The sequence below is a fragment of the Enterobacter cloacae complex sp. 677-3DZ2D5B genome (assembly GCF_004136695.1).
Lineage (GTDB): Bacteria > Pseudomonadota > Gammaproteobacteria > Enterobacterales > Enterobacteriaceae > Enterobacter > Enterobacter hormaechei_C.
In genome coordinates this window covers 158,308-180,992 of record NZ_QFLS01000009.1, presented here as the reverse complement: position 1 = coordinate 180,992, position 22,685 = coordinate 158,308, and the positions used below count along the sequence as shown (strand labels likewise).

The following is a 22,685-nucleotide window of genomic DNA, read 5'->3' as shown; positions in this document are numbered from 1 at the left end:
GTCGTGCCATTATTGATTCTTTGTTTTTCTTTTTTAATGGCGCGAAGAAGTTCTTTGGATTATGGGTACATTTTTCAACTATGGGTGATAGTAATTTTAAGAGTAGCCAATAATGTTAACTCTTAAAGAGGAATAATGCATATAAAAAATACTATCCAAGACTTTGTTAACAAATTCAAAATGAATGATTTAAATATGGGAGAGATAGTCTATACAGACGATGAGAATGAAATTTCTTTTCCTGTAAATTTAAATGGTGAAATTCGATTTTTTTATAGCCATTTGATTTTAAATGACCACCCAACATTTGATGGTGCCTTCTTTATACAGATTGTTGAGTCCCAAGAGCTAAAAGAAATGTTATCAGGCTGGAGAGTTCAAAATGATACGGCTTGGCACGATGATTATGTAATCTTTGCTGAAAGAAATGGAGATGTTCTTTTTTGTGATATCAAAAATATAACCTCTCCAGTTTATGGTAGTATCCAAAAAAGAAATTTCATAATTTCCAGTTCCTTAGCTGACTTTTTGGATTCTTTTTGTTCTGCCATTGAGATAGAACAAAGTAAATATGATGGTGATGTTACAGCTGATGATTTTAATTTTAGAGAGGACTTTCTGAAAGATATCGATTTAATGCTAAAAAACAAGCTAAAGGATGTTGAGGCAGAAGGCTTTAAGCAATTCTTTTTTGACTAGGTTAATAATAAAAACTAACACTTTTAGAACCCTCCTTGCTTCTGACAACATTTTTCGCTTAAATCCACTTTTATATAGGCAAGGAGGTCTCTTTTCGATTGATAATGAATAAAAATATGAAAAACGGTTTCGATAAATTTGATGAAAAAGTTACATCTCTTGTACAAAAAGGAAACGAGTTTCACGGCAACCAAAAATACGCCGAGGCTTTAGAGCAATACCAAAAAGCCTGGCAAGCTCTTCCTGAACCAAAGCTCGAATCTGAATTTGCCAACTGGATCTCTGCCTGCATGTACAGCGCATATTTTGATCTCGCGGATTACGCTGAGGCAAAGAAATGGGGAGAGACGACATTACGGACACGTGGATCGGATATAGACACTGCACCCTTAATCGATCTCGGCATGGTCTGTTATGAGTTGAATCAATTCGAGGAAGCGTATAAATATTTTAACGATGCTTATAACTACGGCAAAGAGCGTGCGTTTCAGGATAGACCTAAAAAATATCTAGAGTTCTATCTGCGCAAGAGGGGATAAGTTCGTTACGCAATAAAAAAATCCACGCCAAAGCGTGGATTTTTTTCATTCAAAACAAATCAAACGTTAAACAGGAAGTTCATCACATCGCCATCTTTAACGATGTAATCTTTCCCTTCCGCACGCATCTTGCCTGCTTCTTTCGCGCCTTGCTCACCCTTGTAGGTGATGAAGTCTTCAAACGCGATAGTCTGCGCACGAATAAAGCCTTTCTCGAAGTCGGTGTGGATCTTACCAGCCGCCTGAGGCGCGGTCGCACCCACAGGGATGGTCCACGCACGCACTTCTTTTACGCCAGCGGTGAAGTAGGTTTGCAGGTTCAGCAGCTCATAGCCCGCGCGGATCACGCGGTTCAGGCCCGGCTCTTCCAGACCCAGCTCGGCCATGAACTCTTCACGATCGGCGTCGTCCAGCTCTGCAATATCAGATTCAACGGCAGCGCAAACCGCAACCACTACAGAACCTTCAGCCGCAGCGATTTCACGCACTTTGTCCAGATACGGGTTGTTCTCGAAACCGTCTTCGTTAACGTTGGCGATGTACATGGTTGGCTTCAGGGTCAGGAAGCTCAGGTATTTGATCGCCGCTTTGTCTTCGTCAGTCAGGTTTTTCAGCGCGCGCAGCATGCCCGCGTTTTCCAGCTGTGGCAGACATTTTTCCAGCGCAGCCAGTTCCACTTTCGCGTCTTTGTCGCCGCCTTTGGCTTTCTTTTGCACGCGGTGAATGGCGCGTTCGCAGGTGTCGAGGTCAGAGAGGGCCAGCTCGGTGTTGATGACGTCGATGTCGTCAGCTGGATCCACTTTATTGTTAACGTGGATAATGTTGTCGTTCTCGAAGCAGCGCACAACGTGGCCGATCGCTTCGGTTTCACGGATGTTGGTCAGGAACTGGTTGCCCAGGCCTTCACCTTTGGATGCGCCTTTTACCAGGCCCGCGATGTCCACGAACTCCATGGTGGTTGGCAGAATGCGCTGCGGCTTCACGATTTCCGCGAGCTGGTCCAGACGCGGATCGGGCATAGGAACAACACCGGTGTTCGGCTCGATGGTACAGAACGGGAAGTTCGCCGCTTCAATACCTGCTTTGGTGAGCGCGTTGAACAGGGTGGATTTGCCCACGTTTGGCAGACCGACGATACCGCATTTGAATCCCATTTCTAAATCACCTTAATATCTTGATAATCAATCCGTTAACGATAACCGATTGAAGAAAAGTAAATAACTACGCCTATTATACACGTAACCCGCGCGACGCGCGGTAAAAAAGCCCCGGGGCGCCGATTATTGCGCTTTGAAAGCGTGCAGTCGATTGGTGGCTTTTGTCAGGCCATCCTGAAGCCAAATCTCGGTGCAGCGGGCCGCTTCGTCCACCGCTTCGTCAATCAACTTCTGCTCAGAAACCGGTGGTTTACCCAGTACGAAACCAACAACTTTGTTTTTATCGCCCGGATGGCCGATTCCCACGCGCAAACGGTGGAAATTAGGGTTATTACCCAGTTTGCTGATGATGTCTTTCAGACCATTGTGGCCGCCATGACCGCCGCCCAGTTTGAACTTCGCCACGCCTGGCGGCAGGTCCAGTTCGTCGTGGGCCACCAGGATCTCATCCGGATTGATGCGATAAAACGTTGCCATGGCCGCCACGGCTTTGCCGCTCAGGTTCATAAAGGTGGTTGGCACCAGCAACCGCACGTCAGCACCCGCAAGATTGATGCGTGAGGTATACCCGTAAAACTTGGGTTCTTCACGCAGGGGAGCGCGCAAACGCTCCGCCAGCAGATCAACATACCAGGCACCGGCGTTATGGCGGGTAGCAGCATACTCTGCGCCCGGATTGGCGAGGCCGACAATCAGTTTAATCGTCACGATTTACTTCCTAATGGGTTCCAGATCTGGCGCGTAGTTTACTGTCTGGCGCGCCGCTTGACAAAGTTCTGCCTGCTGTACACCGAAATGCGAATAATTTCTTCTTTGAACAATTAGAATTTCAAGCTGTTCAATGTCTTATTTGTAAATTTTTGTCCGGGAGTTATCAGTAAATGTGATCATTCACGCAACTCATATAAGAGGCGTTGTCTATACTTTACACACAAGGAGAAGGGGCTTTTCCCCTGACAACCCAAAGTTCCGGAGGTGACATATGAAACGCAAAAACGCTTCAATGCTCGGTAACGTGCTAATGGGGTTGGGACTGTTCGTGATGGTCGCCGGTGTCGGTTATTCAATCTTAAACCAATTACCGCAGCTTGACCTCCCACAATACTTTGCGCATGGCGCGGTGCTGAGTATCTTCCTCGGTGCGGTACTGTGGCTCGCCGGGGCGCGCGTGAGCGGACATGAGGAAGTCTGCGATAAATACTGGTGGGTGCGTCATTACGATAAACGATGCCGCCGCGACCAGCGCAAGCATAGCTAGTGCCCCATAAAGAACACCGAAACGACTTCATCTGAAGTCGTTTTTTTTTGCATGACGCATTGACCATCACGTAACGTAAGGCTTCAGAGTAACGACACTGGCAGAACAAAAGGAGCCGTTATGTTGATACAGGTGGGAGAACTGGCGAAACGTGCCGGGATCACCGTGCGGACTTTGCATCACTACGAGCAAACAGGGCTGTTGTTACCTTCTGCCAGAAGCGCGGCAGGCTACCGGCTTTATAACCTGGCGGATGTGCAGCGTCTGCATATGATCCAGACGCTGGCAAAAGCCGGGCTGGAGCTTGCCGAAATCAGGGATTTTCTGAAACAGCGTTCGCTGTCATTAGCCGAATTACTCGACGGGCAAATCACTCTGCTGGACAAGCAACTGCGTAGTATCCATACGCTGCGCAACCGGCTGGTGGAATTGCGTACCGGGCTGACCGACGATGCGACGCCGGATCTGGAATCCTGGCTACAGACTCTGGAGTTAATGAATATGTACGATCGCTGGTTTAGCAAAGAAGAGTTGCAGCAACTGCCGTTTGCGGTAGAGAAAGAGGCGCTGGCGGATATCTGGTCGGGGCTGGTGAGGGAGGTTAAACACTTGCTGGAACAGAACGTCAGCGTCACGGACGCGCGGGCGACCGATTTGGCTTCACGGTGGATGGAACGCCTGGAGCAGGATACCGCAGGCAAACCGGAATTTTTGACCCGCCTGAACGAGATGCACAGCGTGGAGCCGCAGATGCAGGAGCAAACCGGCATTACGCCGGAGATAACTGATTACATCACGCGGGCGTTTGCCGAATCAAAGCTCAGCATCTGGGAGAAATATCTCACTGCCGAAGAGATGGCCTTTACCCGGGCGCACTACTTTGACCGGATGATGGAGTGGCCGCCGCTGGTGGCGAAGCTGCATCAGGCGCAGCGAGATAATCTCAGTCCCGCTTCTGACGATGCGCAAAAGCTGGCAGAAAAGTGGCTGGTTTTATTCCAGTCCTATGCGGGAACAAACCCGCAGACCCAGCAAAAATTTCGCCTCGCCATGCAGCAGGAGCCGCATCTGATGAAAGGCACGTGGATGACGCCTGCCGTGCTTGAATGGCTCCAGCAGGCGATCGGGGTGATGATGCAAAGACGCGTCTCTGCATCAGATGACTCACAGATCCGCTAACGCAGCTTCACGGTTAGGGTAGAAGGACAATCGGCCAGGGATCGGCTGCACGCCTGCGCGCGCCATGGTGCGCAGGGGCTGGAATTCGAGGTTACTTATCCGCAGCTCGCAGCCTTCCGGCAGGCGGGCAACAAAGCGCTGGAAGGCATCCAGACCGCCGGCATCCAGCACCGGGACGGCATCCCACTTCAGCACCACAATCCGTTTGCCCGCGATGCGGGATTCCAGATCGCTGAACAAACCTTCCGCTGCGGCGAAGAACAGCGGACCAATCACGCGCAGCACCAGCACATCGTCAGGCAGCTCAACGTTAACCGGGGAGAGACGCGTCATCTGCGCGATGCGGCGCATAAACAGCAGCGAGGCCAGCACTATGCCGACGCTGATAGCGATAACCATATCGAACAGCACGGTCAGCGACATGCAGATCAGCATCACGATAATGTCGTCTTTCGGCGCGCGGCGCAGCAGGTTAACCACCTTATGCGCCTCACTCATGTTCCAGGCCACCATCAGCAGCAACGCAGCCATGGCAGAGAGCGGAAGCCATGAAAGCAGCGGGGCAAGGATCAGCAGCGCCATGATCACCAGCAGGGAGTGAATGACCGCCGAAACCGGTGATGTCGCGCCCGCACGTACGTTCGCGGCGGAACGGGCAATCGCAGCCGTAGCCGTAATACCGCCGAAGAACGGTGCAACGATGTTCCCTAAGCCCTGGCCGACCAGCTCGCTATTGGCTTTATGCTTAGTGCCGGTCATGCCGTCGAGCACAACGGCGCACAGTAGAGATTCAATCGCGCCCAGCATTGCCATGGAGAATGCAGCGGGCAGCAGAGCGCGAAGGGAATCCCAGCTCAGGGTGAAGCTGGAGCCCGGCATGTCCCACGGCAGAACCAGCTGCGGCAGCAGCTGCGGAATGCCGCTGCCCTGTGAGCCGTCCGCCAGAACATAGTGGAACTGGGAGCCAATGGTGGCGACCTGTCCACCGAGCAGGTTGACGGCGCCCATCACCGCGCAGCCCAGCAGCAGAGCGGGCAGATGGCCCGGGAGACGAATGCCTAAGCGAGGCCAGACGATGAGTGTGCCGAGGGTAACGATGCCAATGGCCGCATCGCCCAGGTTGGCCGTCGGCAACGCCATAAACAGCGCGCCCACTTTCTGTAAATAGTGCTCCGGAACATGGGCCATTTGCAGGCCGAGGAAATCCTTAATCTGCATGGTCCCGATGGTAATCCCAATCCCCGAGGTGAACCCCAGCGTTACGGAAAGGGGAATATATTCAATCAGGCGACCAAAGCGGGCCAGACCAAACAGAATTAAAAAGATGCCGGACATCAGGGTGGCAACCAGCAGGCCTGCCAGACCAAACTGTTGGGAAACCGGGTAGAGGATCACCACAAAGGCGGCCGTCGGGCCGGAGACGCTGAAGCGGGACCCGCCCGTCAGCGCAATCACAATCCCCGCAACGGCCGAGGTGTACAGCCCGTACTGCGGCGCGACGCCGCTACCAATCGCCAGCGCCATCGCCAGCGGGATGGCAATAATCCCGACGGTGATCCCGGCTATCAGGTCACGAACAAAGCGTGACGACGTGTATTTCTCTTTCCAGCAGGCGTCGATGAGGGCGCGAAAGGGCAGAACATGTGAGGAGGTTACTTTTTTCACAATTATCTATCATCCGTGTGCGCATCATCTGTCATATGAATGGCAGGTGAAGGAGGCATAAGTCATACAAATAAATACTATAAACAAAAAAACCCGCCGTAGCGGGTTTTTTGGCCGTGTTCGATCAGTGTTCGAACATTGCAGAGATCGATTCTTCGTTGCTGATACGACGAATCGCTTCGGCCAGCATCCCGGACAGAGTCAACGTACGCACGTTTGGCAGCGCTTTGATCTCGTCGCTCAGTGGAATGGTATCGCACACCACAACTTCGTCAATGACGGAGTTACGGAGGTTGTTTACCGCATTGCCGGAGAAGATCGGGTGAGTGGCGTAAGCGAATACGCGTTTCGCACCACGCTCTTTCAGCGCTTCAGCGGCTTTACACAGCGTACCGCCGGTATCGATCATGTCGTCCACCAACACGCAGTCACGGCCAGCCACGTCACCGATGATGTGCATCACCTGAGAAACGTTAGCGCGCGGACGGCGTTTGTCGATGATCGCCATGTCGGTATCGTTCAGCAGCTTCGCGATAGCACGCGCACGTACCACGCCGCCGATGTCTGGAGAAACCACAATCGGGTTGTCCAGATTCAGTTGCAGCATGTCTTCCAGCAGGATTGGGCTGCCGAATACGTTATCAACCGGCACGTCGAAGAAGCCCTGAATCTGCTCTGCGTGCAGGTCGACCGTCAGTACGCGGTCAACGCCGACGCTGGACAGGAAGTCAGCGACAACTTTAGCGGTGATTGGCACACGCGCGGAACGGACGCGACGGTCCTGACGTGCATAACCAAAGTAAGGAATAACAGCAGTGATACGGCCAGCAGAAGCACGACGCAGCGCGTCGACCATAACAACCAATTCCATCAGGTTGTCATTCGTTGGAGCACAGGTGGACTGGATGATGAAAATATCACCACCGCGTACATTTTCATTAATTTGTACGCTGACTTCGCCGTCGCTAAAGCGACCTACAGCGGCGTCGCCGAGGGAAGTGTACAGGCGGTTGGCAATACGTTGTGCTAGTTCCGGGGTGGCGTTACCAGCAAAAAGCTTCATATCAGGCACGAGAAGAACCTCAGGCATGCGTCCAGTGGTGGATAGCGTTCGCCGCAAACTGCGGGGCCTAAGCAAACGCTATCCAGGCGGTGTATTAAAGAGCGCGATGCAACGTCTGGAACAGGGTGACGTTGTCACCGAAACTCAGTCTGCGCCAGAATGGCCTGCTGTAGGGGGGAGATGTTCATCCCGCGTGCTACAAAACCATGCAGCCAAACCGGCGCTTGCTCAAGCACCTGACGGGCGGCGGTTTCGGTGTCAAATTCAGCAAAGACACAGGCCCCTGTACCGGTCAGGCGCGACGGCGCGTATTCTAACAGCCAGGAAAGCACCGCATCAACCTCGCGAAAACGTTTTCTTGCGATATCCTCGCAATCGTTGCTGAATTCACAATTTAATAACGTTTTTATTGACCGTACCGGGGTATTTCTTTTCAGGTCAGGATCTTTAAAGATGACCGGGGTAGGAATGCTCACGCCAGGGTGAACGATCAGATACCATTTTTCCGGCGGATCGACCGGCGTGAGGATTTCACCGACACCTTCAGCGAACGCCGCGTGGCCGCGCACAAACACCGGTACATCGGCGCCCAGCGTCAATCCTAACGCTGCCAGTTCGTCCGTCGTCAGACCGCAGTACCAGAGGTGGTTAAGCGCCACCAGTACGGTCGCTGCGTTTGATGAACCGCCACCAAGACCGCCGCCCATTGGCAGGCGTTTGTCGATACGGATATCCGCACCGCTTCCCGCTGGCAGACGACCCGACGACGACGCCGTTTTCATCAGAAGGCGAGCAGCGCGCACGATCAGGTTATCCTCATGCGCCACGCCGTCGACCGGCGTCAGCAGGTGAATCTGCCCGTCCTGACGCGGTTCGATGGAGATCGTGTCGCCGTAATCGACAAACTGAAACAGCGTTTGCAGGGTGTGATAGCCGTCAGCGCGCTGCCCGGTAATGTAGAGAAACAGGTTCAGTTTTGCGGGAGAGGGCCAGTGGGTCATCATTTAACGATCCAGTTGTCCATTTTCAGCTTGATACGCTGGCTACCCTGCGTCAGCTCCATATTGGACGGCAGCGACGGTTGAGTCTTGCTGTCATACGCGCTGTACACCACTTTCCAGGTTTTACCGCCCTGGGTGTAGTTTACCTGGCTCAGACGGTATTGATCGTCGAGCGTGTAGTCGGTTGCGTCACCCGGCAAGCCAAGGATCCACTGACGCAGACTATTGAGCGGAATCGGCATCCCGGTCAGCTTGCCAATCATCTCTTCGGCATCTGTCGCGGTGTAGTGCTGGCCTTTGTTATCGGTAATCTGCGCTTCGCCAGGCTTCGCGTTCAGCTCCAGTTCGGTGCTGCCCAGCGGGTTCAGCAGCAGCAGGCGATAGTTGTCCTGACCCGTTTGCTGCCAGAAGAAGCGAGCGTAAACTTTTTGCTCGTCAGAGAGATAAGCAAATGCACCGCGGGTCTGATACTGGCTTAATTTCAGCACGTCCTGCTGGTGCTGGCGCCACTGCGGTGAGTCAGGGCTTTTGCCCGGGCCTTTCGGCTGATGAACGGAACAGGCGGTCAGAACCAGGGCCGCCAGAGGCAGCAGGCGAATCATTCGGGTCATAATGATGACAAATCCTTGAGATACGTTGCAGTTATAACTGTTAATGCTAGCGTTGAAGGGTGCCACCGTCTACGTTCAAATTATCTCAAAGCGTGGCGTAAGCTATTACTCCGAAAGGGGGCAGTCTCTTTTATTGATCTCGCGCATCCTGTATGATGCGTCCTGCTAACCTTATTAACGCTGGTACTACTCCCGCTCAACATGACCCTATTAGCACTCGGTATCAACCACAAAACGGCCCCGGTTTCACTGCGAGAACGCGTTACGTTTTCGCCGGATACGCTCGACCTGGCGCTGGACAGCCTGCTTGCACAGCCGATGGTGCAGGGTGGCGTGGTGCTGTCGACGTGCAACCGTACCGAGCTCTATTTAAGCGTGGAGGAGCAGGACAACCTGCACGAGGCGCTGATCCGCTGGCTATGTGACTACCACAACCTCAACGAAGAAGAGCTGCGCAACAGCCTGTACTGGCATCAGGATAACGATGCGGTCAGCCATCTGATGCGCGTGGCCAGCGGTCTGGATTCGCTGGTGCTGGGCGAGCCGCAGATCCTCGGCCAGGTGAAAAAAGCCTTCGCGGATTCCCAGAAAGGGCATCTGAAAGCCAGCGAACTTGAACGAATGTTCCAGAAGTCATTCTCCGTGGCGAAGCGTGTGCGAACCGAAACCGACATTGGCGCCAGTGCGGTTTCGGTTGCTTTCGCGGCCTGTACCCTTGCCCGTCAAATCTTCGAATCGCTGTCGACCGTCACCGTACTGCTGGTGGGGGCGGGCGAAACCATCGAGCTGGTGGCGCGCCATCTTCGCGAACACAAGGTGAAGAAGATGATCATCGCCAACCGCACCCGCGAACGTGCACAGGTGCTGGCAGATGAAGTGGGCGCTGAGGTGATTGCGTTGAGCGACATCGATGAACGTCTGAAAGAGGCGGACATTATTATCAGCTCTACCGCAAGCCCGCTGCCGATTATCGGGAAAGGGATGGTCGAGCGTGCGCTGAAATCCCGCCGCAATCAGCCGATGCTGCTGGTGGATATCGCCGTTCCGCGTGATGTCGAACCGGAAGTGGGCAAACTGGCGAACGCCTACCTGTACAGCGTGGATGACCTGCAAAGCATCATTTCGCACAACCTTGCCCAGCGTAAGGCGGCGGCTGTGCAGGCGGAAACCATCGTTGAACAGGAAACCAGCGAATTTATGGCCTGGCTGCGCGCGCAAAGCGTCAGCGAGACCATCCGCGAATACCGCGGTCAGGCGGAGCAGGTGCGTGATGACCTGACGGCCAAAGCGTTAGCGGCCCTTGAACAGGGCGGCGACGCGCAGGCGATTATGCAGGATCTGGCCTGGAAACTGACCAACCGCCTGATCCATGCCCCAACCAAATCTCTTCAGCAGGCTGCCCGTGACGGGGACGATGAACGCCTGACAATTCTGCGCAACAGCCTCGGGCTGGAATAGCGCCCTATACCCATTTTCTAAGACAAGGTGCATTTACGCCTATGAAGCCTTCTATCGTCGCTAAACTGGAAGCTCTGCACGAGCGCCATGAAGAAGTCCAGGCGCTGCTCGGCGATGCCGGGACCATTGCCGACCAGGAACGTTTTCGCGCGCTGTCGCGTGAATACGCGCAGTTAAGTGATGTTTCAAAATGCTTTACCGACTGGCGACAGGTCCAGGAAGATATCGAAACCGCGCAGATGATGCTCGACGATCCTGAGATGCGCGAGATGGCGCAGGAAGAGTTACAGGATGCGAAAGCGCGTTCAGAAGAGATGGAGCAGCAGCTTCAGGTGCTTCTGCTGCCGAAAGATCCGGACGATGAGCGTAACGCCTTTGTGGAAGTCCGCGCCGGTACCGGCGGCGACGAAGCGGCGCTGTTCGCCGGGGATCTGTTCCGTATGTACAGCCGTTATGCCGAATCCCGTCGCTGGCGCGTGGAGATCATGAGCGCCAACGAAGGCGAGCATGGCGGCTACAAAGAGGTTATCGCCAAAATCAGCGGTGACGGCGTGTACGGTCGACTGAAATTTGAATCCGGCGGTCACCGCGTGCAGCGCGTGCCTGCGACGGAATCGCAGGGGCGCATTCATACCTCGGCCTGTACGGTGGCGGTGATGCCGGAGCTGCCGGAAGCGGAACTGCCGGATATCAACCCGGCGGATCTGCGCATCGACACCTTCCGCTCTTCAGGGGCAGGTGGTCAGCACGTTAACACCACCGACTCCGCTATCCGTATTACTCACCTGCCCACCGGGATTGTGGTTGAGTGTCAGGATGAACGTTCCCAGCACAAGAACAAAGCTAAGGCGTTATCCGTGCTGGGCGCCCGTATCCACGCGGCGGAAATGGCGAAACGCCAGCAGGCGGAAGCCTCTACCCGCCGTAACCTGCTGGGCAGCGGCGACCGTAGCGATCGTAACCGCACCTATAACTTCCCGCAGGGGCGCGTAACCGACCACCGCATCAACCTGACGCTGTACCGTCTGGATGAGGCAATGGAAGGCAAGCTCGATATGCTGATTGAGCCTATCGTGCAGGAATACCAGGCCGACCAGCTGGCGGCACTGTCCGAGCAGGATTAATGGATTTTCAGCGCTGGTTACGCCATGCCGCCAGTGAGCTTTCTGCAAGTGAAAGCCCGAAGCGCGACGCCGAAATTCTGCTTGAGCATGTGACGGGTAAAGCCCGCACGTATCTGCTGGCTTTCGGCGAAACCGCGCTGACCGCTGAACAGCAATCGCAGCTGGAGACGCTGCTTGCCCGCCGTAAAACCGGCGAGCCGGTGGCGCATCTGGTTGGCGAGCGCGAGTTCTGGTCCCTTCCACTGTACGTCTCAGCGGCCACGCTGATCCCGCGCCCGGACACCGAGTGTCTGGTGGAGCAGGCGCTGGCGCGGTTACCGGTGCAGCCGTGTCAGATCCTCGATCTCGGCACCGGCACCGGGGCGATTGCGCTGGCGCTTGCCAGCGAGCGGCCAGACTGCACCGTGACGGCGGTAGACGTGATGCCTGACGCGGTCGCCCTCGCGCGGCGCAACGTTGAACGGCTGGGGCTGAACAATGTTTCCGTTCTGCAAAGCAGCTGGTTTGCCGCGCTTGAAAGCCGCATGTTTGAAATGATTGTCAGCAATCCGCCTTACATCGACGAAGACGATCCGCATCTCGCGCAGGGGGACGTGCGTTTTGAACCGTTGACCGCGCTGGTCGCTGCGAATCAGGGACTTGCGGATCTCGATCACATTGTGACAACGTCACGACAACATTTGCTTCCCGGTGGCTGGCTGCTGGTGGAACATGGCTGGACGCAGGGAGAGGCGGTGCGAGCGCTGTTTACGCATGCCGGATACGCTGCCGTGGAAACCTGCCGGGATTACGGCGGCAATGAACGTCTGACGCTGGGGCAGCGGTCATGAGCCTGTTTACGCTGCTGATCTCCGTTCACCTGGTTTCCGTTGCCCTGACCATTGGCTTTTTTATTGCCCGCTACTGGTGGCGCTACAACAACAATCCGCTGATTAACGCCCGCTGGGTACGCATCGCCCCGCACTGTATCGACACGGTGCTGTTCCTTTCCGGAGCCGGGTTAATGTGGAAGACCGGCTATCTGCCATTTACTGATAAAGGCGCATGGCTGACTGAAAAGCTGTTTGGCGTTATCATCTACATCGTTTTGGGTTTTATCGCGCTTGGGCGTCATCGTCCGCGCAGCCAGCAGACAGGGTTTATCGCCTTTTTGCTGGGTCTGGTGGTGCTGTACATCATCATTAAACTCGCCACCACAAGAATACCGTTACTGGGGTAAGTCATGAGGTCCTTAGCCGATTTCGAATTTAACAAAGTGCCGCTCTGCGATGGTATGATCCTGATTTCAGAGATGATCCGCGACGATTTTACGTCACAGTACGTTTACGCTGAACTGGAGAATCTGGTCAGCCTGGCGCGCGAAGAGATCAATCAGGCACGTCCGCAGGACTGGCAATTAGAGAAGCTGATTGAGCTTTTCTACGGCGAATGGGGTTTCTGCGACACGCGAGGCGTGTACCGCCTGTCTGACGCACTGTGGCTGGACCAGGTGTTGAAAAATCGTCAGGGCAGCGCCGTCGCGTTGGGCGCCATTTTACTGTGGGTTGCGCACGAGCTGGAGATTCCACTGGTGCCGGTCATTTTCCCGACGCAGATGATTTTGCGGGCGGAGTGGCTGGACGGTGAGATGTGGTTAATCAATCCGTTTAACGGCGACACGCTGGATGAGCATACGCTGGATGTCTGGCTGAAAGGCAACATCAGCCCGATAGCTGAGCTGTTCAATGAAGATCTCGATGAAGCCGATAACGCCGAAGTGATCCGCAAGCTCCTGGATACGCTGAAGTCTGCGCTGATGGAAGAGCGTCAGATGGAGCTGGCCCTGCGCGCAAGCGAAGTGCTGTTGCAGTTCAATCCGGAAGATCCGTACGAAATCCGCGACCGCGGCCTGATTTATGCGCAGCTCGACTGCGAGCACGTGGCGCTGAATGATTTAAATTATTTCGTCGAACAATGTCCGGAAGACCCGATCAGCGAGATGATCCGCGCGCAGATCAACGCGATCGCGCATAAACACATTACACTGCATTAATCTTAATTCCGATTCACACCTGAATAAGGCGATCCTATGAAACAAAAAGTGGTTAGCATTGGTGATATCAACGTGGCAAACGACCTGCCGTTCGTGCTGTTTGGCGGTATGAACGTGCTGGAATCCCGCGATCTCGCTATGCGCATCTGCGAACACTACGTGACCGTGACCCAAAAGCTGGGCATCCCGTACGTGTTTAAAGCCTCTTTTGACAAAGCCAACCGCTCCTCCATTCACTCCTACCGTGGCCCGGGCCTGGAAGAGGGGATGAAGATTTTCCAGGAGCTGAAACAGACGTTTGGCGTGAAAGTGATCACCGACGTGCACGAGGCGTCTCAGGCACAGCCGGTGGCTGATGTGGTAGACGTGATTCAGCTTCCGGCGTTCCTCGCTCGCCAGACTGACCTGGTAGAAGCGATGGCGAAAACCGGTGCCGTGATTAACGTGAAAAAACCGCAGTTCGTGAGCCCAGGCCAGATGGGTAACATCGTCGACAAGTTTATCGAAGGCGGTAACGACCAGGTTATCCTGTGCGACCGTGGTTCAAACTTCGGTTATGACAACCTGGTTGTGGATATGCTGGGCTTCAGCGTGATGAAGAACGTCTCTAACCAGTCTCCGGTGATTTTCGACGTGACCCACTCCCTGCAATGCCGCGACCCGTTTGGCGCCGCGTCTGGCGGGCGTCGTGCGCAGGTGACCGAACTGGCGCGCGCCGGTATGGCAACCGGCCTGGCGGGTCTGTTCATTGAAGCGCACCCGGATCCGGCTAACGCGAAATGCGACGGTCCATCCGCGCTGCCGCTGGATAAGCTGGAGCCGTTCCTGAAACAGATCAAAGCGATTGACGATCTGGTGAAGAGCTTCGACGAGCTGGATACCAGCAACTAATAAAAAAACCCGCTTCGGCGGGTTTTTCTTTGCCCGGCGGCGCTACGCTTGCGCGGGCCTACGGGTTTCGTAGGCCGGGTAAGCGCAGCGCCACCCCGCAAAAAAATTACGCAAATATTGTCATCAGATACGCAATAAACAGCGCCATATGCGCCGCGCCGTTCAGCACATTGGTGCGGCCGGTGGAGAAGGAAATCTGGCACAGCAGCAAGGATGCCACCATCACAATCATCTCTGGCGCACCCAGCGCAAACTGCAATTCATTTCCCGTCATAAAAGCAATCAACGTTACCACCGGAACGGTAAGGGAGATGGTCGCCAGAACAGAGCCAAAGAACAGATTCATCGCACGCTGCACCTGATTATTGAGCACCGCTTTCAGCGCTCCCAGGCCTTCTGGCGACAGGATCAACAGGGCCACCAGGAAACCGGTAAAGGCGACCGGCGCGTTCAGTTCAGTTAACAGCGCCTCCAGCGGGTTCGCATTCATCTTGGTGACCGCAATAACGGCAATCAGATGCACGATCAGCCAAACCGTGTGCCACGCGCTGCTGTGAGCCGACGGCTTACCGTGATGCGGGTCATCGTCGTCACCGTCGTCTTCATGCTCGTAAACAAACAGGCTCTGGTGCGTTTTGGTCTGGATCAGCAGGAACACGCCGTACATCGCCGCGGAAATCAGCGCCACCAGCAGCGCCTGGCCGGTGGTGAAATTTGCACCCGGCAGCGCCATTGGGAATACCAGCACAATAATCGCCAGCGGGAACAGGGCGATCAGGTACTGTTTAATGCCAAAAAGGTTCATGTACTGGGTGGCAAATTTGCGACCACCTAATAAAAGTGAAAAACCGACCAGGCCGCCGGTAACAATCATAATGATGGAATAGAGCGTATCGCGCATTAGCGTTGGCGCGGCGTCGCCGGTGGCCATTAATGCGGAAATGAGACTGACCTCAAGAATCACAACCGAAAGGCTTAAAATTAATGACCCATACGGCTCTCCAAGACGGTGGGCTAAAACATCCGCATGGCGTACCACGCTAAATGCGCTGGTTAAAATACCCACCAGAGCCAGAATATTGATCCCCACAACCACTGGCAATGACTGACTGCTTCCCCAGAAGAGCAGCACAGCCAGTGCCAGAACCGGGAAAATGAGAGAGGTCTCCTTGTGGCGGGTTTTCACCGCCTCGTGTGTTGCTGTCATGTGTTTCTCCAACAATGCAGGTGCTTGTAATTATAGATAGATTTTAAAGGTATTAAACTAACAGAAATCTGTTAAATACCCTGTATTTTTTACTTAGTTTTACCCTTTATTATAATTTTTATGTCTGAGGCTTATAATGGCCTATCTCTGTTAAATATTAATTTAATAACAATGACTTGCATTTTTATATTGTTCATTTCTTTCTGTTGGCTGGCACCCTCGCGTATCGTCGTCCACACTTATCTTTTAGCCAAAAGAGAGGTTAACGATGCCATACAAATCGAAAAGCGAATTACCAGATAACGTGCAAAACGTATTGCCTGCCCACGCCCAGGATATCTACAAAGAAGCCTTTAACAGCGCCTGGGATCAGTACAAAGATAAAGAAGATCGCCGGGACGATGCCAGCCGCGAAGAGACGGCCCATAAGGTGGCCTGGGCCGCCGTAAAAAATGACTATGAGAAAGGGGACGATGATAAATGGCACAAAAAGAAATAGCCGCGAATAATACGCTGCCTCCCTTTTGACATTTCAGGCGGTTGACCTGCCGCTGTATTGCATCTGGCCCGCGAATTGCTTATCGTTGCTCAACTGCTGTTAAAATGAACAGCACAGAATGCCGGGAAGGCGAATTACAGATGTCGCAAGGAAGCATGCAGTGGCGGAGGTGGAATGTGTTAACGCGTGATTTCTTGATGAAGGCAGATTGTAAGACGGCATTTGGTGCTATTGAGGAATCGCTTCTGTGGTCGGCTGAACAACGTGCGGCGTCGCTTGCGGCAACGCTGGCCTGCCGCCCGGATGATGGCCCGGTCTGGATCTTTGGTTACGGCTCGCTGATGTGGAACCCGGCGCTCGAATTTGTTGAATCGGCAACCGGAACGCTGGCTGGCTGGCACCGCGCCTTCTGTTTGCGCCTGACCGCCGGACGCGGCAGCGCGTGTCAGCCAGGACGCATGCTTGCACTAAAAGAGGGCGGGCGCACCACGGGCGTGGCATACCGGCTGCCGGATACCACGCTGGAAGATGAGCTGACGCTGCTGTGGAAGCGCGAGATGATCACCGGCTGCTATATGCCCAGCTGGTGCAAGCTGGAACTGGATGACGGCCGCACCGTCAACGCGCTGGTGTTCATTATGGATCCGCGCCACCCGCTGTATGAAGCCGACACCCGAACCCAGGTGATTGCCCCGCTGATTGCCGCCGCCAGTGGACCGCTGGGTACTAACGCCCAGTACCTTTTCTCGCTCGATCAGGAGCTGACGCGTCTCGGTATGCAGGACGACTGTCTGAGTGAGCTGGTGGTGAAGGTGAAAGCGCTGCTGGAAGGGAACCCGCTCAGCAATACGCTGCGGCCGGGTTTTGCCTGATAATACGCCCGGCTGGCCGGGCGTTTATGGTTATGCCGCCACGTAACTTACGGAATGTTCGAGCGACTGGCTGTGGCTGTCGATCAGCACATCCCAGGTGCCGGTGTAAGGCACCGTCAGCCAGGCCTTATCGTCCTGGACGGTAAGGATATCTGCCTGCGATTGTTTCTGTCCTTTCGAACTTATCAGATGGATGCGGCAACGCTCTGAGCAACGCACCACTACCGTATCTCCGCCAAACAGTTTCAGACTTGTTTTCACTCGTGCCATTTTATACCCCATCGTTTTTGCCCATCCCGAGCGTGATGTTGTTCACAATTTACTCATTGCATAACACCAAAGGGGCAGGGGTGGGATGCTGATTTGGATCAAAAAATGGCGCAACGATTAAACAAAAATGACAAAATCCCTGAAACCTTTCAGCGGACGCACTTTTTCCCTGTTTAACGCGCGTCCGGGAAAAATTATATGCGGAAATGGCCTGCGGTCTCAGCAAGGTCGCCCGCCTGGCTTTGCAGCGCGCTGGCCGCCGCAGCAGACTGTACAACAAGCTCGGCGTTCTGCTGCACCATGCGATCCAGATGAGTCACCGCGTGGTTAATTTCATGGATCCCTTTCATCTGCTCGCGGGTGGCAATAGATATTTCACGCATTATGCCTGACACGCTCCCGACGCTGGCGCGGATCTCATCCATGCTGTCGCCCGCAAGGTGCACAAACCGGGAGCCGGTTGCAACGCTTTCGGTGGTGGAATCAATAAGGGATTTGATCTCTTTCGCCGCCTGAGCGCTGCGGCTGGCCAGGTTACGTACTTCCCCCGCAACGACCGCGAACCCACGGCCTTGTTCCCCGGCACGCGCCGCTTCCACCGAGGCGTTAAGCGCCAGAATATTGGTCTGGAAGGCAATGCCGTCAATGACGCTGGTGATATCGCCGATTTTCGCGGAAGCCAGTTCGATGGACTGCATGGTGCTGATGGCCTGAGCGACGACGTCGCCGCCGCGGGATGCGGCGGCAGAGGCCTTGCTCGCCTGTTCGTTCGCTTCTGCTGCCGACTCGTTTGACTGCGTAACGGAGGCCGTGATCTCTTCCACGGCGCTGGCGGTTTCGCGAAGGCTTGATGCCGCCTGCTCGGTACGCCCGGAAAGATCCTGATTACCCGCCGCAATCTCATGCGCGGCGTTTTTCACTGAGGCGCTCGCATCACGCAGCTGGACCATCACCACAGAAAGCTTATCGCTGAAGGCGTTAAACGCCTGCGCGATTTGCGCCACTTCATCGCCCCCCTTATCCGGCAGACGCTGCGACAGATCGTTAGTACCGTTGGCAATGTTGTTCATCGCGTCACGGATACCAAACAGCCGCTTAAGCAGCCGGGCAATCAGGAGGTGCATGAGGGCTCCGCTCAGCAGGGCGAGGATTGCCAGCGACAGTGCAGATGCTTTAAGCAATGAGCGCATCCCGGCGGTGGCATCGCCGTTATCAAGCGCCACAACCAGCAGCCAGTGCGTCCCCGGCACGGCGGTGGCCAGGAACGTTTTTTCGCGTCCGTTTGACGTTCCGTCAACCAGGTTGCCGCTTTTCAGAGTGGCAAAATCGGTCCCTTTGATCGTTTCAGTAAACGGCTTAAGCGTCAGCGCAGGATCGCTGCCGGCAATTACGGTGCCGTTGCTGTCCAAAAGCAGTCCACTGCTGGCCGGAGTCGGGTGAATACCGCGCACGTTAGCCACCACGCTGTCCATTGCCACATCGCCCGCTACCACCGCTTTCAGGGCGCCTTGCTCTTTAACGGGTACCGCGAACGTCACCACCAGTTTCCCGGTGCCCGCATCCACATAGGGTGCAGTCACTACCGGGCCATCAGCGCTGACGACCTGCTGATACCACGGGCGAAGGGTGGGATCGTAATCAGCGGGCACCCCGGTTGGGTCAGAAAATTTAGCCGTTTTGCTGGCATAACCCACGTAGACGTTGGTAAATCCACCCGCCAGTGCAAGCTGTTTAAACACCGGAACCGGATCGTCGCTGAGCGCGACCGACTGCGCCGAAGTGATGACGGTTATTTTGCTGTTCACCCAGTCGGCAATCGCCATGTTGTGGCTGGCGCTGGTGCTGGTCAGAATATCGCGCTGCGACTGCTGATTATCCTGGCGCGTGACCTGAAAGTTAATAATGGTATTAAGAAGAAGGGCGACGACCAGACAGCCTGTCGTCGCGGCAATGATGCGGGCGCGAATGGATCTGAACATAAGTGTAATACCTGCTGTGTTGTTTCCATGCCTATCGGCAACGGTGCAGGTAAACTTGATGCTGAAACCGCGTCCATAAGAAAATAATATTTTTAGCGGGTTATTATTAAAAAGTTAATACTTTATCGGCGGAAAGCGTCCATTCAGCCAGCTCCACCAGCGTACCAATTTCCACGCCATCAATCAGCGGCAGCCCGGTAATGCCGCGCCCGTCGGTACAGGTTTTGCACAGTTTGACCGGAACGTTTTGCGCGGTCAGGATCTCCAGCATTTGTTGAATGTTGTAGCCCTCTGCGGGTTTTTGCCCCTTCAGCCCGGCCGTGACGGCGTCGGACATCAAAAAGAGGCGCAGCTCCAGCTCACTCTCCTTATCGCGCAGCGCGATTGCCAGGCGCAGGCTGTTAAAAAGGGATTCACTGCCGTAGGCCGCACCGTTGGCGACGATCACAATCTTCTGCATGTTGACTCCTGTTCTTTGAAAAGGCACGAATATTGCTTCTCGTACCGAAGAATACGTATCGGGGAGAGAAACGATGACGATAGTGGCTGGCAGTTCCCCTGGCGCAACCGAATGGTTCCAGCGTGCGAGAATGTTGCGCGAGGAACAGCTCGGCAGACTGGCGCAGCTGGGCGCACTGGTGAACGGCATCAGTCGACTGGTGCATATGCTACAGTGCGAGCGCGGTGCGTCAAATGTCTGGCTCTGCTCGCAGGGCAAATTGTACGCGCCTGAATGCCAGGCCAGCAGGGCCCTGGTGGATGAAAACCTTGCCGCATTGCACCTTCTGTTTAACGAACCGCTCCCGGGCAGCGCCCTCTGCGAACGTATTGCCAGCGCACTGCACGGCCTTGAGACGCTGACGGCGCTGCGTGATGGCGTTACAGGTCAATGCGTCACCGCGCCGCAGGCGATGGAACATTACAGCCGCATACTGCGACATTTGCTCAGTATCGTACCCCAACTCAGCGACAGCATTGACGATCCGCACATCGCGGGCCGATTTGTGGCCCTTTACAGCCTGATGCAGGGCAAAGAACTTGTGGGACAAGAGCGGGCGCTGGGGGCTATTGGTTTCACCCAGGGATTCTTTGACGATGAAACCCGCCAGCGGCTGGTGGATCGCATTGATGGCCAGCAGGCCTGCTTTGAGGTTTTTATCTCCCATTGCACTCCAGACGTGCAGGAGACGTTTATCCTCAACTGCCAGCCGGGTCTGGAGACTGAAAAACTCAGGCGTGAAGCGTGCACCCGCCAGCCTCCGGCAGATAACGGTGATACCGCCCTCAAATGGTTTGCCCTGCAAACCGCGCGCCTTGAGCACCTGCGCACGCTGGAGGAGGTGGCAATTGCCGATCTGATGACGGCAGTTGAGGAGCGCCGCTATAGCGAAAATTTGCACGCAGACGATGAACACGACGATATCCTGGCGCGATTTCCGGATAAACCGCTGCTGCCGCTGGTGCGCCAGCAGGCGCGTGAAATTGAGCAACTCTCCCGTCAGCTTGCTTCCCTGCGCGACACGCTGGAGGAGCGTAAGACCATCGACAAAGCCAAAAGCGTGCTGATGACGCACCAGAACATGAGCGAGGAGCAGGCGTGGACCGCCCTGCGCAAAATGGCGATGGATAAAAACCAACGCATGGTAGATATCGCCCGTGCGCTGCTTACGGTGAAAAATCTGTGGAAGATACCCCCTGGGGAGTAGTTGCACAGTCAGTGGGCAATTGATGCCTGATTGAGATGCGTAATACAGCGCTCTTCTTGCAGAAACCCCGTAACGCCGGGGATGAAAAGCTGGCATTACCTTTGCATTAACAGATTAACCATTTTCGACGATGCGCCAACGGCGGTGCATGCGTCTTCAGGATAAAGGCGTCCAGCGGTGCTTCAGCACCGTCGGGCGCTTTTTTTTGCCTTTTTTCAGGAGCAATTATGGCGGATTTGTCGAGACGGCGGTTATTGCAGGCCAGCATGCTGGCGAGTGGTGCGATGCTGTTGCCGGGTGTCATGCAGGCCGCATGGGCGGCGGGGTCAGATAAGCCGGAGCAGGATACCGTGCGTATCGGGTTTATACCTCTGACCGACTGCGCGCCCGTGGTTATCGCGGCCCTGAAGGGGTTCGATAAAAAACACGGCATTACTATTGTGCCGACCAAAGAGGCGAGCTGGGCGGCGGTGCGCGACAAGCTGGTGGCGGGCGAACTGGACGCCGCGCACATTCTTTACGGCCTGCTGTACGGTCTGGAGCTGGGTATCGCGGGCAAGCCGCAGCAGATGGCGAACCTGATGACCCTCAACCAGAACGGTCAGGCCATTACGCTCTCCAGCGATCTGGCGGAGAAGGGCGTTCGTGACCTCGACGGGCTGAAAAAGCTGATTGCGCAGCAGGCGCCGGGAACCTACACCTTCGCGCATACCTTCCCGACGGGAACGCACGCCATGTGGCTCTACTACTGGCTGGCCAGCGCGGGGATTAACCCGTTTGACGACGTGCGCACCGTGGTGGTGCCGCCGCCGCAGATGGTGATGAACATGCGCATTGGCAACATGGTCGGGTTTTGCGTTGGCGAGCCGTGGAACGCGCGGGCGATTAACGACCGCATCGGGTTTACCGCCGCCACGTCACAGTCCATCTGGGCCGATCACCCGGAAAAGATCCTCGGCACCCGACGCGACTGGGTGGCGAAAAATCCGCACACCGCACGGGCGCTGGTGAGCGCCGTGATGGAAGCCGCGCGCTGGATCGAGGCGTCAGCGGAAAACAAACGCGAAACCGCGCAGATCCTCTCGCGCCGCGCCTGGCTCAACTGCAAGGAACAGTATCTCACCGGACGCATGCTCGGCGAGTACGACAACGGGGTCGGTCAGCGCTGGCAGGATGCGCACCCGATCCGTTTCTTCAACGAGGGTGCCGTGAGCTACCCGTATCTCTCCGACGGCATGTGGTTCTTAACCCAGTTCCGCCGCTGGGGCTTGCTCAACGCCGCGCCGGATTACGCGGGCATTTCACAGCGCATTAACCAGACCGCGGTCTGGCAGGATGCCGCGACCGCCGTGGGCGGCATGTCCACACCGTCATCACCGTATCGCAGCAGCACCCTGATGGACGGCACCGTCTGGAACGGCACCGATCCGGAAGGGTACGCCAACCGCTTCGCCATTTACCGTAAAGGGGCCTGA

At 55.2% G+C, this 22,685-nt stretch carries 24 protein-coding genes; 14 read left to right on the top strand and 10 right to left on the bottom strand.

Annotated features, from left to right (window positions below; genetic code table 11):
- Window positions 1-135: 135 nt before the first annotated feature.
- Window positions 136-699 (top strand): hypothetical protein, encoded by a 564-nt coding sequence (locus tag DD597_RS14280; protein WP_045336437.1) that lies wholly within the window; start codon window positions 136-138, stop codon window positions 697-699.
- A 116-nt stretch (window positions 700-815) separates the two neighbouring features.
- Window positions 816-1,238 carry a hypothetical protein gene (locus tag DD597_RS14275; protein WP_008499501.1) on the top strand — a complete coding sequence of 141 codons (423 nt, stop codon included), beginning with the start codon at window positions 816-818 and terminating at the stop codon, window positions 1,236-1,238.
- Between the two features lie 59 nt (window positions 1,239-1,297).
- Here the strand turns inward: DD597_RS14275 and ychF are convergent, their stop codons facing one another.
- Entirely contained in the window at window positions 1,298-2,392 is a 1,095-nt protein-coding gene (gene ychF, locus DD597_RS14270; protein ID WP_045336439.1) for a redox-regulated ATPase YchF, read from the bottom strand.
- Between the two features lie 126 nt (window positions 2,393-2,518).
- Window positions 2,519-3,103 carry an aminoacyl-tRNA hydrolase gene (gene pth / locus DD597_RS14265; protein ID WP_006810922.1) on the bottom strand — a complete coding sequence of 195 codons (585 nt, stop codon included), beginning with the start codon at window positions 3,101-3,103 and terminating at the stop codon, window positions 2,519-2,521.
- Window positions 3,104-3,377: 274 nt separating this feature from the next.
- On the opposite strand from pth, the gene ychH reads away from it, so the two are divergent.
- Window positions 3,378-3,653 (top strand): stress-induced protein YchH, encoded by a 276-nt coding sequence (gene ychH, locus DD597_RS14260; RefSeq protein ID WP_003856655.1) that lies wholly within the window; start codon window positions 3,378-3,380, stop codon window positions 3,651-3,653.
- A gap of 120 nt (window positions 3,654-3,773) precedes the next feature.
- The gene (locus DD597_RS14255; protein ID WP_022651374.1) at window positions 3,774-4,832 is read left to right on the top strand and encodes a MerR family transcriptional regulator; all 1,059 of its coding nucleotides are present in this window, start codon (window positions 3,774-3,776) and stop codon (window positions 4,830-4,832) included.
- Here DD597_RS14255 and dauA read toward each other — a convergent pair.
- The 4 genes from dauA to lolB form a co-directional block, all read right to left on the bottom strand.
- Entirely contained in the window at window positions 4,818-6,497 is a 1,680-nt protein-coding gene (dauA, locus tag DD597_RS14250; protein ID WP_129256325.1) for a C4-dicarboxylic acid transporter DauA, read from the bottom strand. The genes DD597_RS14255 and dauA overlap by 15 nt on opposite strands.
- A 124-nt stretch (window positions 6,498-6,621) precedes the next feature.
- Complete coding sequence (prs, locus tag DD597_RS14245; protein ID WP_003856663.1) at window positions 6,622-7,569, bottom strand: ribose-phosphate diphosphokinase; 948 nt, start codon at window positions 7,567-7,569, stop codon at window positions 6,622-6,624.
- A gap of 125 nt (window positions 7,570-7,694) precedes the next feature.
- Complete coding sequence (gene ispE / locus DD597_RS14240; protein WP_045336440.1) at window positions 7,695-8,564, bottom strand: 4-(cytidine 5'-diphospho)-2-C-methyl-D-erythritol kinase; 870 nt, start codon at window positions 8,562-8,564, stop codon at window positions 7,695-7,697.
- Window positions 8,561-9,172 (bottom strand): lipoprotein insertase outer membrane protein LolB, encoded by a 612-nt coding sequence (gene lolB, locus DD597_RS14235; RefSeq protein ID WP_003856665.1) that lies wholly within the window; start codon window positions 9,170-9,172, stop codon window positions 8,561-8,563. Before lolB ends, ispE begins: the two co-directional genes overlap by 4 nt.
- 201 nt (window positions 9,173-9,373) lie before the next feature.
- Here lolB and hemA point away from each other — a divergent pair, with 201 nt between their 5' ends.
- Genes hemA through kdsA form a run of 6 tightly spaced genes read left to right on the top strand, consistent with a single transcriptional unit; the run spans window position 9,374 to window position 14,677 of the window.
- Window positions 9,374-10,630 carry a glutamyl-tRNA reductase gene (hemA, locus tag DD597_RS14230; protein ID WP_003856666.1) on the top strand — a complete coding sequence of 419 codons (1,257 nt, stop codon included), beginning with the start codon at window positions 9,374-9,376 and terminating at the stop codon, window positions 10,628-10,630.
- Between the two features lie 41 nt (window positions 10,631-10,671).
- The gene (gene prfA / locus DD597_RS14225) at window positions 10,672-11,754 is read left to right on the top strand and encodes a peptide chain release factor 1 (protein WP_003856667.1); all 1,083 of its coding nucleotides are present in this window, start codon (window positions 10,672-10,674) and stop codon (window positions 11,752-11,754) included.
- Complete coding sequence (gene prmC / locus DD597_RS14220; RefSeq protein ID WP_129256324.1) at window positions 11,754-12,584, top strand: peptide chain release factor N(5)-glutamine methyltransferase; 831 nt, start codon at window positions 11,754-11,756, stop codon at window positions 12,582-12,584. Before prfA ends, prmC begins: the two co-directional genes overlap by 1 nt.
- Window positions 12,581-12,973 (top strand): invasion regulator SirB2, encoded by a 393-nt coding sequence (sirB2, locus tag DD597_RS14215; RefSeq protein ID WP_003856669.1) that lies wholly within the window; start codon window positions 12,581-12,583, stop codon window positions 12,971-12,973. Before prmC ends, sirB2 begins: the two co-directional genes overlap by 4 nt.
- A 3-nt stretch (window positions 12,974-12,976) precedes the next feature.
- Window positions 12,977-13,786, top strand: coding sequence for an invasion regulator SirB1 (gene sirB1 / locus DD597_RS14210; RefSeq protein WP_003856670.1), 810 nt, complete (start codon window positions 12,977-12,979; stop codon window positions 13,784-13,786).
- Between the two features lie 36 nt (window positions 13,787-13,822).
- Window positions 13,823-14,677 (top strand): 3-deoxy-8-phosphooctulonate synthase, encoded by an 855-nt coding sequence (gene kdsA, locus DD597_RS14205; RefSeq protein ID WP_003856671.1) that lies wholly within the window; start codon window positions 13,823-13,825, stop codon window positions 14,675-14,677.
- Between the two features lie 106 nt (window positions 14,678-14,783).
- Here kdsA and chaA read toward each other — a convergent pair whose 3' ends face one another.
- The gene (gene chaA / locus DD597_RS14200) at window positions 14,784-15,884 is read right to left on the bottom strand and encodes a sodium-potassium/proton antiporter ChaA (protein ID WP_003856672.1); all 1,101 of its coding nucleotides are present in this window, start codon (window positions 15,882-15,884) and stop codon (window positions 14,784-14,786) included.
- Between the two features lie 268 nt (window positions 15,885-16,152).
- Here chaA and chaB point away from each other — a divergent pair, with 268 nt between their 5' ends.
- Window positions 16,153-16,383, top strand: a complete 231-nt coding sequence (chaB, locus tag DD597_RS14195) for a putative cation transport regulator ChaB (RefSeq protein WP_003856674.1) — start codon at window positions 16,153-16,155, stop codon at window positions 16,381-16,383.
- Window positions 16,384-16,559: 176 nt separating this feature from the next.
- Window positions 16,560-17,255, top strand: a complete 696-nt coding sequence (locus DD597_RS14190) for a gamma-glutamylcyclotransferase (protein WP_129256393.1) — start codon at window positions 16,560-16,562, stop codon at window positions 17,253-17,255.
- Window positions 17,256-17,285: 30 nt separating this feature from the next.
- Here the strand turns inward: DD597_RS14190 and DD597_RS14185 are convergent, their stop codons facing one another.
- The 3 genes from DD597_RS14185 to DD597_RS14175 form a co-directional block, all read right to left on the bottom strand.
- Entirely contained in the window at window positions 17,286-17,525 is a 240-nt protein-coding gene (locus DD597_RS14185; protein WP_003856678.1) for a hypothetical protein, read from the bottom strand.
- Window positions 17,526-17,719: 194 nt separating this feature from the next.
- Complete coding sequence (locus DD597_RS14180; protein WP_045351013.1) at window positions 17,720-19,504, bottom strand: methyl-accepting chemotaxis protein; 1,785 nt, start codon at window positions 19,502-19,504, stop codon at window positions 17,720-17,722.
- Window positions 19,505-19,610: 106 nt separating this feature from the next.
- Window positions 19,611-19,964: a DsrE/DsrF/TusD sulfur relay family protein gene (locus DD597_RS14175; RefSeq protein ID WP_015570354.1), complete on the bottom strand. Its 354-nt coding sequence runs from the start codon at window positions 19,962-19,964 to the stop codon at window positions 19,611-19,613.
- A gap of 73 nt (window positions 19,965-20,037) precedes the next feature.
- Here DD597_RS14175 and nasR point away from each other — a divergent pair, with 73 nt between their 5' ends.
- Window positions 20,038-21,210, top strand: a complete 1,173-nt coding sequence (nasR, locus tag DD597_RS14170; protein ID WP_129256323.1) for a nitrate regulatory protein NasR — start codon at window positions 20,038-20,040, stop codon at window positions 21,208-21,210.
- A gap of 227 nt (window positions 21,211-21,437) precedes the next feature.
- The gene (locus DD597_RS14165; protein WP_129256322.1) at window positions 21,438-22,685 is read left to right on the top strand and encodes a CmpA/NrtA family ABC transporter substrate-binding protein; all 1,248 of its coding nucleotides are present in this window, start codon (window positions 21,438-21,440) and stop codon (window positions 22,683-22,685) included.

Excerpts from the sequence above, each read along its gene's own strand:
- sirB2 (WP_003856669.1), top strand. The coding sequence starts at position 12,581 with ATGAGCCTGTTTACGCTGCTGATCTCCGTTCACCTGGTTTCCGTTGCC.
- DD597_RS14255 (WP_022651374.1), top strand. The coding sequence starts at position 3,774 with ATGTTGATACAGGTGGGAGAACTGGCGAAACGTGCCGGGATCACCGTG.
- sirB1 (WP_003856670.1), top strand. The coding sequence starts at position 12,977 with ATGAGGTCCTTAGCCGATTTCGAATTTAACAAAGTGCCGCTCTGCGAT.
- ispE (WP_045336440.1), bottom strand. The coding sequence starts at position 8,564 with ATGATGACCCACTGGCCCTCTCCCGCAAAACTGAACCTGTTTCTCTAC.
- DD597_RS14275 (WP_008499501.1), top strand. The coding sequence starts at position 816 with ATGAAAAACGGTTTCGATAAATTTGATGAAAAAGTTACATCTCTTGTA.
- DD597_RS14175 (WP_015570354.1), bottom strand. The coding sequence starts at position 19,964 with ATGCAGAAGATTGTGATCGTCGCCAACGGTGCGGCCTACGGCAGTGAA.
- chaB (WP_003856674.1), top strand. The coding sequence starts at position 16,153 with ATGCCATACAAATCGAAAAGCGAATTACCAGATAACGTGCAAAACGTA.
- DD597_RS14180 (WP_045351013.1), bottom strand. The coding sequence starts at position 19,504 with ATGTTCAGATCCATTCGCGCCCGCATCATTGCCGCGACGACAGGCTGT.
- prmC (WP_129256324.1), top strand. The coding sequence starts at position 11,754 with ATGGATTTTCAGCGCTGGTTACGCCATGCCGCCAGTGAGCTTTCTGCA.
- prfA (WP_003856667.1), top strand. The coding sequence starts at position 10,672 with ATGAAGCCTTCTATCGTCGCTAAACTGGAAGCTCTGCACGAGCGCCAT.
- ychF (WP_045336439.1), bottom strand. The coding sequence starts at position 2,392 with ATGGGATTCAAATGCGGTATCGTCGGTCTGCCAAACGTGGGCAAATCC.
- ychH (WP_003856655.1), top strand. The coding sequence starts at position 3,378 with ATGAAACGCAAAAACGCTTCAATGCTCGGTAACGTGCTAATGGGGTTG.
- hemA (WP_003856666.1), top strand. The coding sequence starts at position 9,374 with ATGACCCTATTAGCACTCGGTATCAACCACAAAACGGCCCCGGTTTCA.
- kdsA (WP_003856671.1), top strand. The coding sequence starts at position 13,823 with ATGAAACAAAAAGTGGTTAGCATTGGTGATATCAACGTGGCAAACGAC.
- DD597_RS14280 (WP_045336437.1), top strand. The coding sequence starts at position 136 with ATGCATATAAAAAATACTATCCAAGACTTTGTTAACAAATTCAAAATG.
- nasR (WP_129256323.1), top strand. The coding sequence starts at position 20,038 with ATGACGATAGTGGCTGGCAGTTCCCCTGGCGCAACCGAATGGTTCCAG.
- DD597_RS14165 (WP_129256322.1), top strand. The coding sequence starts at position 21,438 with ATGGCGGATTTGTCGAGACGGCGGTTATTGCAGGCCAGCATGCTGGCG.
- DD597_RS14185 (WP_003856678.1), bottom strand. The coding sequence starts at position 17,525 with ATGGCACGAGTGAAAACAAGTCTGAAACTGTTTGGCGGAGATACGGTA.
- lolB (WP_003856665.1), bottom strand. The coding sequence starts at position 9,172 with ATGACCCGAATGATTCGCCTGCTGCCTCTGGCGGCCCTGGTTCTGACC.
- chaA (WP_003856672.1), bottom strand. The coding sequence starts at position 15,884 with ATGACAGCAACACACGAGGCGGTGAAAACCCGCCACAAGGAGACCTCT.